The organism is Lelliottia sp. SL45 (genome assembly GCF_026672535.1).
Taxonomy (GTDB): Bacteria; Pseudomonadota; Gammaproteobacteria; order Enterobacterales; family Enterobacteriaceae; genus Enterobacter; species Enterobacter nimipressuralis.
Genome location: NZ_JAPPRH010000001.1, coordinates 444,073 through 457,289, shown reverse-complemented (window position 1 = coordinate 457,289; position 13,217 = coordinate 444,073). Strand labels below are relative to the sequence as shown.

The window sequence follows — 13,217 nt, the reverse complement described above, 5'->3', positions numbered from 1 at the left end:
ACAATTTGCGCTTGTGGATCATACAGTACATTCACATTATGGATGTGTAAACATCTGGATGGCTAAATAACGAATTCATAAGAGGCAGCGACATGACAATTATTAACCACACCCTCGGTTTTCCTCGCGTTGGCCTTCGCCGCGAGCTGAAAAAAGCACAAGAGAGCTACTGGGCGGGCAACGCCACCCGTGAAGAGCTGCTGGCGGTTGGACGCGAGCTGCGTGCGCGTCACTGGGATCAGCAAAAACAGGCAGGCGTGGATCTGCTGCCGGTGGGCGATTTTGCCTGGTACGACCATGTTCTGACCACCAGCCTGCTGCTCGGCAATGTGCCGGCTCGTCATCAGAACAACGATGGATCGGTAGATATCGACACCCTGTTCCGCCTGGGTCGTGGGCGCGCACCGACCGGCGAGCCAGCGGCAGCCGCAGAAATGACGAAATGGTTTAACACCAACTATCACTACATGGTGCCGGAGTTTGTAAAAGGCCAGCAGTTCAAACTGACCTGGAGGCAAATCCTGGATGAAGTGGACGAAGCGCTGGCGCTGGGCCACAAAATCAAACCTGTACTGCTCGGCCCGGTAACTTATTTGTGGCTGGGCAAAGTGAAAGGCGAGCAGTTTGACCGCCTGAGCTTGCTGAAAGACATCCTGCCGGTGTACCAGCAGGTGCTGGCTGAGCTGGCAAAACGCGGCATCGAGTGGGTACAAATCGACGAACCGGCGCTGGTGCTGGAGCTGCCGCAGGCATGGCTGGATGCGTACAAACCGGCTTACGACGCCCTCACCGGGCAGGTTAAACTGCTGCTGACCACCTATTTCGAAGGCGTCACGCCGAACCTCGACACCATCACCGCGCTGCCGGTGCAGGGCCTGCACGTTGACCTGGTTCACGGCAACGATGACCTAGCTGAGCTGCACAAACGCCTGCCGTCTGACTGGCTGTTCTCTGCCGGTCTGGTTAACGGACGTAACGTCTGGCGCGCCGATTTGACCGAGAAATACGCGCAGATCAAAGACATTGTCGGCCAACGTGATCTGTGGGTAGCTTCGTCTTGCTCCCTGCTGCACAGCCCGATCGATTTGAGCGTGGAAACGCGTCTGGATGCGGAAGTGAAAAGCTGGTTTGCCTTCGCCCTGCAAAAATGTGAAGAGCTGGCCCTGCTGCGCGATGCGCTGAACAGCGGCGACACGGCTGCGATTACCGAATGGAGCGCACCGATTCAGGCGCGCCGTCACTCGACTCGTGTTCACAACGCGGCGGTGGAAAAACGTCTGGCGGCGATCACCGCAAAAGACAGCCAGCGTGAAAATGCCTATGAAGTTCGTGCTGAAGCTCAGCGTGCGCGCTTTAATCTGCCGGCCTGGCCAACCACCACTATCGGCTCATTCCCGCAGACCACTGAAATTCGCGGCCTGCGTCTGGACTTCAAAAAAGGCAATCTCGACGCCAACAACTACCGCACCGGCATCGCCGAACACATTAAACAGGCGATTATTGAGCAGGAACGTTTGGGTCTGGACGTGCTGGTTCACGGCGAAGCCGAGCGTAACGACATGGTGGAATATTTCGGCGAACATCTGGACGGTTTCGTCTTTACCCAGAACGGCTGGGTGCAGAGCTACGGCTCACGCTGCGTGAAACCCCCGGTGGTGATTGGCGACGTGAGCCGCCCGGAAGCGATTACCGTCGAATGGGCGAAGTACGCCCAGTCTCTGACCGACAAACCGGTCAAAGGCATGTTGACCGGTCCGGTGACTATTCTGTGCTGGTCCTTCCCGCGCGAAGACGTGACCCGCGAAACCATCGCCAAACAGATTGCGCTGGCGCTGCGTGATGAAGTGGCGGATCTGGAAGCGGCAGGCATTGGCATCATCCAGATTGACGAACCGGCACTGCGGGAAGGTCTGCCGCTGCGTCGCAGCGACTGGGCGGCATATCTGGAGTGGGGCGTGGAAGCGTTCCGCATCAACGCCGCCGTGGCAAAGGACGACACGCAGATCCACACCCACATGTGTTACTGCGAATTTAACGACATCATGGACTCGATCGCCGCGCTGGATGCGGATGTGATCACCATCGAAACGTCGCGTTCCGATATGGAGTTGCTGGAGTCGTTCGAAGAGTTCGACTACCCAAACGAAATCGGACCGGGCGTGTATGACATTCACTCCCCGAACGTACCCAGCGTGGAGTGGATTGAAGCCCTGCTGCAGAAAGCCGCCCAGCGTATTCCGGCTGAGCGTCTGTGGGTCAACCCGGACTGCGGCCTGAAAACCCGCGGCTGGCCAGAAACCCGTGCGGCACTGGCGAACATGGTGAAAGCCGCGCAGAACCTGCGTCAGGCGTAATGCGATATGGCCGGGCGATTGCCCGGCCTAGGCATGACCGTCCATTAACCGGCTGATGTGAATGCTCAGCCACGTCAGCTCATCTTTCGGCAGCGTTAGCTGATACTTCTCCTGCACGTAATCGCGAATCACCCACGCGACGGTCATTGCGTCCGGGCGATGGCGCATCAGCTCCTGATAAAAATCCTCGGTCTCACTGACCACCACGCTTCCACTTAACACGCGTTCCGCGAAATAGCGCAGATGGGTGATAAACCGCCGGTAATTCACCGACTCCGTATCGATCGCTTTGCTCAGCTTGTAGCGCACAATCTCGGCGATGCGATTTACCAGTTCGACCTGCTGATGCGCGGAGCTGTTGTCATCCTGGCTGCTGGCGTTAATCAGATGGAACGCAATATTGACCGCTTCTTCTTCCGGTAACTCTACGTCAAAGCGTTCATTCACGTTGTCTCGCGCCTGCATTCCGACGCGGTATTCTTGCGGGTAATAGCGCTTCACTTCCCAGCTCAGCTTATTCAGGATCAACTGCCCGTTACGGCTACGCTCCACCGCAAAATGCAAATGTTCGGCGAGCGTAAACAGCAGCACGGAGTTCAGCTTTTCGCCGCACAGGCTGCGGGCGAGCGTGAGAATCTCATGGCTGACGTCAAAGTACGCCGCAGGAATGGTATCCGTCAGGGATAAAAAATGGCGGGATTTCAGATCGCTAAGCGGCAGAAAGACTTTCTCTACCTGCGCCAGGTCGATATGCGTACCGGGTTTGGCTCCGAAACCAATCCCTTTACCAAACAGGATCATCTCCCGCTGGTCGTGATCGACCAGCAGCATACTGTTATTGAGCGATTTTTTTATCGTTATCACGGTTATTCCTGCGGCCTGGCCGTTTAGCTCATGTCAGCGCCATTGCTGGCAATCACTCTCTGGTACCACCAGAACGACTCTTTTTTCAGGCGTTCCAGCGTGCCGTTACCTTCGTCATCCTGGTCGACATAAATAAAGCCGTAGCGTTTGGACATCTGCGATGTGCCCGCGCTGATAATGTCGATACAACCCCAGGTGGTGAATCCCATCACATCTACCCCTTCGTTGATAGCTGCCAATGTTTGTTCGAAGTGGGCGCGGAAATAGTCGATACGATAGCTGTCGTGGATCTTCCCTTCCTCGATGGTATCTTTTGCCCCTAAGCCATTTTCGACAATAAACAGCGGCTTTTGGTAACGGTCGTACAGTTCGAGCAGCGAGATTTTCAACCCGACGGGATCAATCTGCCAGCCCCACTCGGATGCAGGCAAGTACGGGTTTTTTACCCCCAGAATCGTGTTACCCGCGGTGCGCTCGACATCAGCCTGCGTCGATTCGGTGAGGGACATGTAATAGCTGAAGGAGACAAAATCGACGGTGTGATCTTTCAAAATACGATGATCGTCTGCCTGCATCTCAATCTGAATATCACGGCTGGCGAGATCGCGCAGGATCAGTGGCGGATATTCGCCAAAGACCTGCACATCGGCGTAAAAGTAGTTTTCGAGATTTTTTTTCAGCGTGGCCTCTACGTCCTGCGGGCGACAGCTGTGAGGATAGGTGGTGAGTTTCGTCAGCATGCACCCGACCTGGCTGCCGGGAATTTTGGCGTGGCAGTCGCGGGTCACCAGCGCAGAGGCCACAAACTGGTGGTGTAGCCCCTGATAAATATCCTGCTGCGCTTTTCCTGGCGCGCTTTTCTCTTCGCGAATCCCGGCGGTGGTAAACGGATGGCGATGAATGCTGTCGATTTCATTAAAGGTGAGCCAGTAGCGCACCAGATCTTTGTAGCGATCAAAGCAGACATTGCTGAACCGCACGAAAGCATCCACCACGTTACGATGTACCCAGCCGTTGTACTTCTCGCTCAGGGCCAGCGGCATTTCATAATGTGAGAGCGTGACGAGCGGTTCAATATTATGGCGTCGCAGCTCGCGGAACATCTCCTCGTAAAACTGCAGGCCCGCTTCATTAGGGGCCGCGTCCTCGCCTGTCTGGAAGATACGCGACCAGGCAATGGACACGCGCAGAACCTTAAAGCCCATCTCGGCAAACAGGGCGATATCGTCTTTATAGCGGTGATAAAAATCAATGCCGCGACGCTTGGGATAAAGCGCGTCGTTGCGCCCTTCAAACGCATCGCGGATATTTTCATCCGTCAGCGCCATATGACCGTCATAATCCTTCAGCGACAGGTTCGGCTTCCAGGTGATGGCGTCAGCGACGGACGGCCCTTTGCCATCAACGTTCCATGCTCCTTCGGCCTGATTAGCGGCAATCGCGCCGCCCCATAAAAAACCTTGCGGAAACGGGAGGGATTTATCCATTACACGGACTCCTTTAGCGTCATGATGATATTAGGATGAGTGTCTTTGTCGTGGTTACTGCCTGGTGTCAGCGAGAATCGTTCGCCATTCGTGACGATCATGACCACAACCGGATCCAGCCCGGCGGCGGTGATGATGTCGAGAGAAAACTCAATCAGTGTGTCGCCGCTTTTCACGTGCTGGCCTTCTTTCACCAGCGGGCGGAATCCATTGCCTTGCAGCCTGATGGTGTCGATGCCGATATGGAAAATCAGCTCAACCCCTGCATCCGTTAAGAGGCTTAGGGCATGACCGCTTTCAAAGACGTTAACGACCGTGCCGTCGGCGGGAGCACGCAGGACGCCCTGCGAAGGGACAATGGCTACGCCATCGCCCATGATTTTGCGCGAAAAAACGTCGTCGTTAACGTTTTCCAGCGGAATGATTTGCCCCTCTACGGGACGGATAAAGTGCAGTTCATCGGCCTGCTCCGGGGCGTTATCGCGCCATAACAGCAGAGCACTCAGAAAGGCGATGACAAAAGATAAACCGGCACCCGCAAAGGCCCAGACGATGTTCATTGGGTTATCGGGTGAGACGAACATGGAGATGCTGGCAAGGCCTGGCCCTACCAGCGCAAAGGCTTCGATGGCCATCCAGCCAATAAATGCGCCGCCAACCAGGCTACCCGCAAGCACGCTATAAAGTGCTTTTTTATTGAGAAGCGTGACGCCATACAGGGCGGGTTCGGTAATACCAAACAGCGCGGAAATTCCTGCGGAGAAGGCGGTGGATTTCAGTACCTTATCTTTGCTCCGGAGTGCAATGGCCAGACAGGCGCCAGACTCAGCGATGTTATGTGCCAGCGACGCAGGCAGATAGAGCATTTCACGCCCGAACTGGCTCATCGAGGCGACGGCATAAGGCAACATCGGCTTATGCATTCCGGCTGCGACCATAAACGGCAGCGCTGCCGCGAGTAATCCGGTCGCCACAAATCCCAGCTTGCCATAGAGCCATAAGATCACCGTGGCCAGGCCCGCGCCAAGCTCATAGCCCAATGGTCCCAGGATCAGCAACGTCACTGGCACCGTGACCAGCAGAGAGAGCATCGGCGAGAGAAAAATGCGCAGTGCGCCGGGAGAGTAACGGTTGAACAGCTTCTCGGTCTGAGCGTAAAACAGCACGCACAGAATGGCCGGGAAGACCTGCGAGGCATAGGCGACATTGCGCAGATCAAACGACATAAACTCCGCGCCATCAGCAAGTTGCTTCGTCATTGCCGGTAGCACCATTACCGCTACGGCAGAGACGGCAACCAGCACGTTCACTTTGAGCTTTGTCGCAGTGGTTATCGCCACCAGTATCGGCAGGAAATAGAGCGGGGCCGAGCCGATGTTATCCAGCACTTTGTAAGTGGAACTGTCGCGGCTGAGCCAGCCAAGTACATCCAGCAACAGCAGCAGCGATTTCAGTACGCCGCCGCCCGCAATGGCCGGGACCAGCGGCTGAAAGACGCTTATCACAAAGTCGACAATTTGCGCGCCACGATGCGGTTTGACCGTCTGAGCTGACGCATTTGCCTGGGGTGTGCCGATGAGGGAGCGCGCCGCTTCATAAACCTGCACCACTTCATGACCGATAATGACCTGGCACTGTACGTTGACGCGCACGCCGAGCACGCCATCAATTTTCGCCAGTTCGTGCTCGTTCACTTTCCCGTTATCGTAAAGGCTCAGCCGTAAGCGGGTGGAGCAGTGCTCGAGATGTTCGATGTTTTCAGCGCCGCCCACCTGGGCGATGATATCCAGTGCTGTCTGCAAGTGATTCATGTCTGGCCCCTGTCTCCAGAGCAAAAAAAAAGACCTGAAGCCCATTTCCCCCCGAAAGAGAGAGATGGGCTTCAGGTCTTGCCTACGGATCGTAGTTACACGCCTGTGCTTTTTATATCGTCGAAATTCTGTTTAAAAGTCAAACAACGGCTGCGGTTGTTGCGTCAATGTGTGAGCAACTTAACCCTTTTTCGCCCCATACTGCCTGAACCAGGCCAGCATACGTTGCCAGCCATCTTTGGCGGATTCTTCGTGATAACTCGGGCGATAGTCGGCGTTAAAGGCATGTCCCGCGTCGGGATAGACCACGATATCGGCTTTGGCATTGGCGGCACGCAGCGCCTGGCGCATGGTGTCCACACTCTCAAGCGAAATCCCGGTGTCTTGGCCGCCGTACAGCCCTAAAACCGGCGCGTTAAGATCGGTCGCGATATCCACCGGATGTTTCGGTGAATTCAGCGTTTTCTCACCGACCAGTTTGCCATACCACGCCACGGCGGCTTTCAGCTGCGGATTGTGCGCAGCATACAGCCAGCTGATGCGCCCACCCCAGCAAAAACCGGTGACCAGCAGACGGTGCGGATCACCGCCGTTGCGCGCGGCCCAGCTGGCGACGTGGTCCAAATCGGCAAGCACCTGCGCATCCGGCACTTTGCTGACCAGATTGCTGAAAAGCGTCGGGATATCGCTGTAATCATTCGGATCGCCCTGGCGGAAATAAAGCTCCGGCGCAACGGCCAGATAGCCTTCCAGCGCCAGACGGCGGCAGATATCGCGAATATGTTCGTGAACGCCAAAAATCTCCTGTATCACAATGACGATCGGCAACGGACCGTCGGCCTCTTTCGGGCGCGCGTGATAAGCGGGCATGTTTTCACCCTGCGAGGGGATCGAGGTTTCGCCTGCGGTAATGGCTTCTTCTGACGTGGAGACGATGGTCGCGGCGAGAGGGGCAGCAGCAGGTGCAAAATGGGTCTTTTGTGTCATGGTATTCTCCGTACCTGTAAGCGCAAAAGTAAATATAGACCTCAAGTTAACAACTCACAGTGCCCGAAACGGGCTATCTTTTGTGCAGCCCTGAACGATATAACTTGTTAATGTGATGTAAATCACTATTTTGTGGAAATTAACTGCAACCATTTTCATTCATGGTGAGGTGTGTCACGAAATTAAGCCTGGTGCTTCTGTAAAGTACCGTTTTACTTCTTCTGACACACCGACCCACAGAGGAGTCACCTATGTCTAAGTCTGATGTTTTTCATCTCGGCCTCACTAAAAACGATTTACAAGGGGCTACGCTGGCTATCGTCCCTGGCGATCCTGAGCGTGTGGAAAAGATCGCCGCGCTGATGGATAAGCCGGTTAAGCTGGCAGCGCATCGTGAATTCACCACCTGGCGTGCTGAGCTGGATGGCAAAGCGGTGATTGTGTGCTCGACCGGTATCGGCGGCCCGTCTACCTCTATTGCTGTGGAAGAGCTGGCGCAGCTGGGCATTCGTACCTTCCTGCGTATCGGCACCACGGGTGCGATTCAGCCGCACATCAGCGTCGGTGACGTTCTGGTGACGACCGCGTCTGTGCGTCTGGACGGTGCAAGCCTGCACTTCGCACCAATGGAATTCCCGGCTGTCGCGGACTTCGAATGCACAACGGCGCTGGTTGAGGCGGCAAAATCTATCGGCGCAACCACGCACATTGGCGTGACCGCTTCCTCTGACACCTTCTACCCAGGCCAGGAGCGCTACGACACTTTCTCCGGTCGCGTGGTGAGCCGCTTTAAAGGTTCCATGGAAGAGTGGCAGTCGATGGGCGTCATGAACTACGAAATGGAATCGGCAACGCTTCTGACCATGTGCGCAAGCCAGGGTCTGCGTGCGGGTATGGTGGCGGGCGTGATCGTTAACCGTACTCAGCAAGAGATCCCGAACGCAGAAACCATGAAGCAAACCGAAAGCCACGCGGTGAAAATTGTGGTCGAAGCGGCTCGCCGCCTGATCTAATCGCACAACATTCTGTTCAAGGCCGACACGTTCGGCCTTTTCTTTTTTGCGTAACGCCTCGCAGGAAATTCCTTTCAAACTGGACGTTTATACAGCACAATTCTATTTTGTGCGGGTAATGGTTTGATGCAGGAGGCGTTGTGGATATCTCAATCATCGTTTATGCGGCGATAGCGCTGGCGGGGCTGGTCATTGGCTGGCTGATCTCGAGCTATCAACATGCCCAGCAGAAAGCGGAACAACTGCTCGATCGTGAAGAGATCGTCGCTGAGTTGAGCGCTGCCAAACAGCAGCTGGCCCAGAGCAGCCACTGGCGCGATGAGTGCGAGTTGCTCAACAACGAACTGCGCAATCTGCGCGATATCAATACCTCCCTGGAAGCGGATCTCCGCGAAGTCACCACCCGTCTCGAATCCACCCAGCTGCATGCGGAAGATAAAATCCGCCAGATGATCAATAGCGAACAGCGCCTCAGCGAGCAGTTTGAAAACCTCGCCAACCGTATTTTTGAACAGAGCAATCGCCGCGTCGATGAACAAAACCGCCAGAGCCTGAATGGATTGCTGACGCCGCTGCGCGAACAGCTCGACGGCTTTCGCCGCCAGGTGCAGGACAGCTTTGGTCAGGAAGCCCGTGAACGCCATACGCTGGCGCACGAGATCCGTAATCTTCAGCAGTTAAATGCGCAAATGGCGCAAGAGGCGGTCAACCTGACGCGCGCCCTGAAAGGCGACAACAAAACCCAGGGCAACTGGGGAGAAGTGGTGCTAACCCGCGTGCTAGAGGCCTCCGGGCTGCGCGAAGGCTACGAATATGAAACGCAGGTCAGCATTGAGACCGATTCCCGCTCGCGGATGCAGCCTGATGTGATCGTGCGTCTGCCGCAGGGCAAAGACGTGGTGATTGACGCCAAAATGACGCTGGTGGCCTACGAGCGCTACTTCAATGCGGAAGACGACTTCACCCGCGAATCCGCGCTGCAGGAACACATCACCTCCGTGCGCAATCACATTCGTCTGCTGGGCCGTAAGGATTATCAGCAGTTGCCTGGCCTGCGTTCGCTGGACTATGTGCTGATGTTTATCCCGGTCGAACCGGCGTTCCTGCTGGCGCTCGACAGGCAGCCGGAGCTTATCACCGAAGCGCTGAAAAACAACATTATGCTGGTCAGCCCGACCACGCTTCTGGTGGCGCTGCGCACCATTGCCAACCTGTGGCGCTACGAACATCAAAGCCGTAACGCGCAGCAGATTGCCGATCGTGCCAGCAAGCTGTATGACAAAATGCGCCTGTTTGTCGACGATATGTCCTCCGTGGGGCAAAGCCTGGATCGCGCGCAGGATAACTATCGACAGGCCATGAAAAAACTCTCCTCCGGGCGGGGTAATTTGCTGGCACAAGCCGAAGCGTTTCGCACGCTGGGCGTAGAAGTTAAACGCGAGATTAATCCGGAACTGGCGGAGCAGGCCACGGCCCAGGATGAAGAGTATCGTCTGCGCGAAGGCGTGAATGAACGAAATATGAGCAGTGATGACAGTGAGTTAGCGGCACAAACCGCCCCTGAAACGCAGTCAGAACGATTCTTTCAGGGTGGTTGAATCGTAGGGCAAACGCGCCCAATCTGTTACACTTCATGCACATTTGACTGATTAGCAGGCACTGAGATGGTTGAAGATTCACAAGAAACAACGCACTTTGGCTTTCAGACTGTCGCCAAAGAGCAGAAAGCAGACATGGTGGCCCCACGTATTCCATTCCGTGGCGGCAAAGTACGATGTCATGAATGACCTGATGTCATTCGGCATTCATCGCTTGTGGAAGCGTTTCACTATCGACTGTAGCGGTGTGCGCCGTGGTCAAACCGTTCTGGATTTAGCCGGCGGTACCGGTGATTTGACCGCAAAATTCTCCCGCATGGTCGGTGAAACGGGCCGCGTTGTACTGGCTGATATCAACGACTCCATGCTGAAAATGGGGCGCGAAAAACTGCGCAACATCGGCGTGGTCGGTAACGTTGAATATGTACAGGCTAACGCCGAAGCCCTGCCGTTCCCCGATAACACGTTCGACTGCATCACCATCTCTTTCGGTCTGCGTAACGTCACCGAAAAAGAAAAAGCGCTGCGTTCCATGTATCGCGTGCTGAAGCCGGGTGGACGTCTGCTGGTGCTGGAGTTCTCCAAACCAATTATTGAGCCGTTGAGCAAAGCGTACGACGCCTACTCATTCCATATTTTGCCGCGTATTGGCGAATTAGTGGCAAAAGACGCAGAAAGCTATCGCTATCTGGCGGAGTCTATCCGTATGCACCCGGATCAGGACACCCTGAAAGCCATGATGCAGGATGCCGAGTTTGAAAACGTTGAGTACTTCAACCTGACGGCGGGTGTTGTTGCGCTGCATCGCGGCTACAAGTTCTGACTGGAGGCAACGTATGCCTTTTAAACCGTTAGTCACCGCAGGCATCGAGAATGTCCTGAATACCTTTTTGTATCGCTCGCCTGCGCTGAAAACGGCGCGCCAGCGGCTAAACGGCAAGGTACTTCGCGTGGTGCTAAAAGAGTTCTCGACGCCGCTGGTGCTGGTGTTCAGCGAACGCCAGCTGGATGTCGTGGGCGAGTGGGAAGGCGACGCCGATTGCTCTGTCATTACGCACATGAGCGTGCTGCCAAAACTGCGCGACCGTCAGCAACTCACGGCGCTAATCCGCAGCGGTGAGCTGGAAGTCGAAGGCGATATTCAGGTGGTGCAAAACTTTGTCGCACTGGCCGATCTGGCTGAGTTTGACCCGGCGGAGCTACTGGCACCTTATACCGGTGACATCGTGGCCGAAGGCATCGGTAAGTTTCTGCGCGGCGGATCGTCCTTTTTACGTAAAGGCGTACAGCGCCAGCAACGCTATGTGGCTGAAGTGCTGACCGAAGAGTGGCGAATGGCGCCCGGTCCGCTTGAGATGGCGTGGTTTGCAGAAGAAACTGCCGCTGTCGAACGCGCGGTTGACGCGCTAACCCAACGGCTGGAAAAACTGGAGGGCAAATGACGCCTGGTGAAATTCGGCGCCTCTACTTTATCGTCCGCACCTTTTTGAGTTACGGGCTCGACGAGCTTATCCCCAAAATGCGTATTACGCTGCCGCTGCGATTCGGGCGGCGCATGTTGTTCTGGATGCCAAACCGTCATAAAGATCAGCCGCTCGGCGAGCGGTTGCGACTGGCGTTGCAGGAGCTCGGCCCGGTTTGGATTAAATTTGGGCAGATGCTCTCTACCCGCCGCGATCTCTTCCCACCGCAAATTGCCGATCAGCTGGCGTTGCTTCAGGACCGCGTTGCACCCTTCGACGGTGCGCGTGCCAAGCAGCAGATTGAAGAGGCGATGGGCGGCATTCCTGTTGAAACCTGGTTCGATGATTTTGAGATCACCCCACTGGCCTCAGCCTCCATTGCGCAGGTGCATACTGCCCGCCTGAAAGAGAACGGCAAAGAGATCGTCATCAAGGTCATTCGCCCGGATATCCTGCCGATCATTAAAGCAGACATGAAGCTGATTTATCGTCTGGCTCGCTGGGTCCCGCGCCTGTTGCCGGATGGTCGTCGTCTGCGCCCAGTCGAAGTGGTGCGTGAGTACGAAAAAACGCTTATCGATGAACTGAATTTACTGCGCGAAGCGGCCAACGCCATTCAGCTGCGCCGTAACTTTGAAAACAGCCCGATGCTGTATGTGCCTGAGGTCTATTCGGACTACTGCAGTCAGAACATGATGGTGATGGAGCGCATCTACGGCATTCCCGTCTCGGATGTGGTGGCGCTGGAAAATCAGGGCACCAACATGAAACTACTGGCCGAGCGCGGCGTGCAGGTCTTCTTCACTCAGGTATTCCGCGACAGCTTTTTCCACGCCGACATGCACCCAGGTAATATTTTTGTCAGCTACGAACACCCGGAAGATCCGAAATACATCGGCATCGACTGCGGTATTGTCGGCTCGCTGAACAAAGAAGATAAACGCTATCTGGCAGAGAACTTTATCGCCTTCTTTAATCGCGATTACCGTAAGGTGGCCGAGCTGCACGTGGATTCGGGGTGGGTTCCGCCGGATACCAACGTCGAAGAGTTCGAGTTTGCGATCCGCACCGTCTGTGAGCCGATTTTTGAGAAGCCGCTGTCAGAAATCTCATTTGGTCACGTTCTGCTGAATCTCTTTAACACCGCGCGACGCTTCAATATGGAAGTGCAACCGCAGTTAGTTTTACTTCAGAAAACACTACTTTACGTTGAGGGCGTAGGCCGCCAGCTCTATCCTCAGTTAGACTTATGGAAAACAGCGAAACCTTTCCTTGAGTCGTGGATTAAGGATCAGGTGGGCCTTCCTTCGCTGGTGCGTGCGTTTAAAGACAAAGCGCCGTTCTGGATCGAAAAAATGCCAGAGATCCCTGAACTGGTTTACGACACTTTGCGTCAGAGCAAGAACCTTCAGCACAGCATGGATAAAATCGCCAGCGAGCTTCAGTCCAATCGCGTGCGTCAGGGGCAGTCTCGCTACCTCTTTGGCATTGGCGCTACCTTGTTGCTCAGCGGCACGCTGTTGCTGATCAACCGCCCGGACTGGGAGATGATGCCCGCCTGGGTGATGGCCGGAGGCCTTGTGGTCTGGCTGATCGGCTGGAGAAAAACGCGCTGAATTTGCGTCGCTATCGCCAGGTTG

9 protein-coding genes and 1 pseudogene are annotated in these 13,217 nt (G+C 55.4%); 6 read left to right on the top strand and 4 right to left on the bottom strand.

The annotated features are described in order from the left end of the window. Nucleotides 1-92: 92 nt before the first annotated feature. Nucleotides 93-2,354 (top strand): 5-methyltetrahydropteroyltriglutamate--homocysteine S-methyltransferase, encoded by a 2,262-nt coding sequence (gene metE / locus OVA10_RS02245; protein ID WP_268195110.1) that lies wholly within the window; start codon nt 93-95, stop codon nt 2,352-2,354. A 27-nt stretch (nt 2,355-2,381) separates the two neighbouring features. Here the strand turns inward: metE and OVA10_RS02240 are convergent, their stop codons facing one another. The 4 genes from OVA10_RS02240 to OVA10_RS02225 form a co-directional block, all read right to left on the bottom strand. Continuing rightward, the gene (locus OVA10_RS02240; protein ID WP_100778455.1) at nt 2,382-3,218 is read right to left on the bottom strand and encodes a PRD domain-containing protein; all 837 of its coding nucleotides are present in this window, start codon (nt 3,216-3,218) and stop codon (nt 2,382-2,384) included. A 23-nt stretch (nt 3,219-3,241) separates the two neighbouring features. After that, entirely contained in the window at nt 3,242-4,705 is a 1,464-nt protein-coding gene (locus OVA10_RS02235; RefSeq protein WP_268195108.1) for a glycoside hydrolase family 1 protein, read from the bottom strand. Continuing rightward, nucleotides 4,705-6,516 carry a beta-glucoside-specific PTS transporter subunit IIABC gene (locus tag OVA10_RS02230; protein ID WP_268195107.1) on the bottom strand — a complete coding sequence of 604 codons (1,812 nt, stop codon included), beginning with the start codon at nt 6,514-6,516 and terminating at the stop codon, nt 4,705-4,707. The genes OVA10_RS02235 and OVA10_RS02230 overlap by 1 nt, the downstream gene beginning before the upstream one ends. A gap of 180 nt (nt 6,517-6,696) precedes the next feature. Next, nucleotides 6,697-7,503 (bottom strand): dienelactone hydrolase family protein, encoded by an 807-nt coding sequence (locus tag OVA10_RS02225; RefSeq protein ID WP_100778458.1) that lies wholly within the window; start codon nt 7,501-7,503, stop codon nt 6,697-6,699. 251 nt (nt 7,504-7,754) lie between these two features. Between OVA10_RS02225 and udp the strand changes: the two genes are divergently transcribed. From udp to ubiB, 5 genes and pseudogenes are all read left to right on the top strand, one after another. Continuing rightward, nucleotides 7,755-8,516 (top strand): uridine phosphorylase, encoded by a 762-nt coding sequence (gene udp, locus OVA10_RS02220; RefSeq protein ID WP_095283865.1) that lies wholly within the window; start codon nt 7,755-7,757, stop codon nt 8,514-8,516. A 140-nt stretch (nt 8,517-8,656) separates the two neighbouring features. Beyond that, nucleotides 8,657-10,114 carry a DNA recombination protein RmuC gene (rmuC, locus tag OVA10_RS02215; RefSeq protein WP_123429985.1) on the top strand — a complete coding sequence of 486 codons (1,458 nt, stop codon included), beginning with the start codon at nt 8,657-8,659 and terminating at the stop codon, nt 10,112-10,114. 66 nt (nt 10,115-10,180) lie between these two features. Then, a pseudogene (gene ubiE, locus OVA10_RS02210) lies at nt 10,181-10,937 on the top strand (bifunctional demethylmenaquinone methyltransferase/2-methoxy-6-polyprenyl-1,4-benzoquinol methylase UbiE). A gap of 13 nt (nt 10,938-10,950) precedes the next feature. Continuing rightward, nucleotides 10,951-11,556: a ubiquinone biosynthesis protein UbiJ gene (ubiJ, locus tag OVA10_RS02205; protein ID WP_100778461.1), complete on the top strand. Its 606-nt coding sequence runs from the start codon at nt 10,951-10,953 to the stop codon at nt 11,554-11,556. Next, nucleotides 11,553-13,193 (top strand): ubiquinone biosynthesis regulatory protein kinase UbiB, encoded by a 1,641-nt coding sequence (gene ubiB / locus OVA10_RS02200; protein ID WP_100778462.1) that lies wholly within the window; start codon nt 11,553-11,555, stop codon nt 13,191-13,193. Before ubiJ ends, ubiB begins: the two co-directional genes overlap by 4 nt. Nucleotides 13,194-13,217 lie beyond the last annotated feature (24 nt).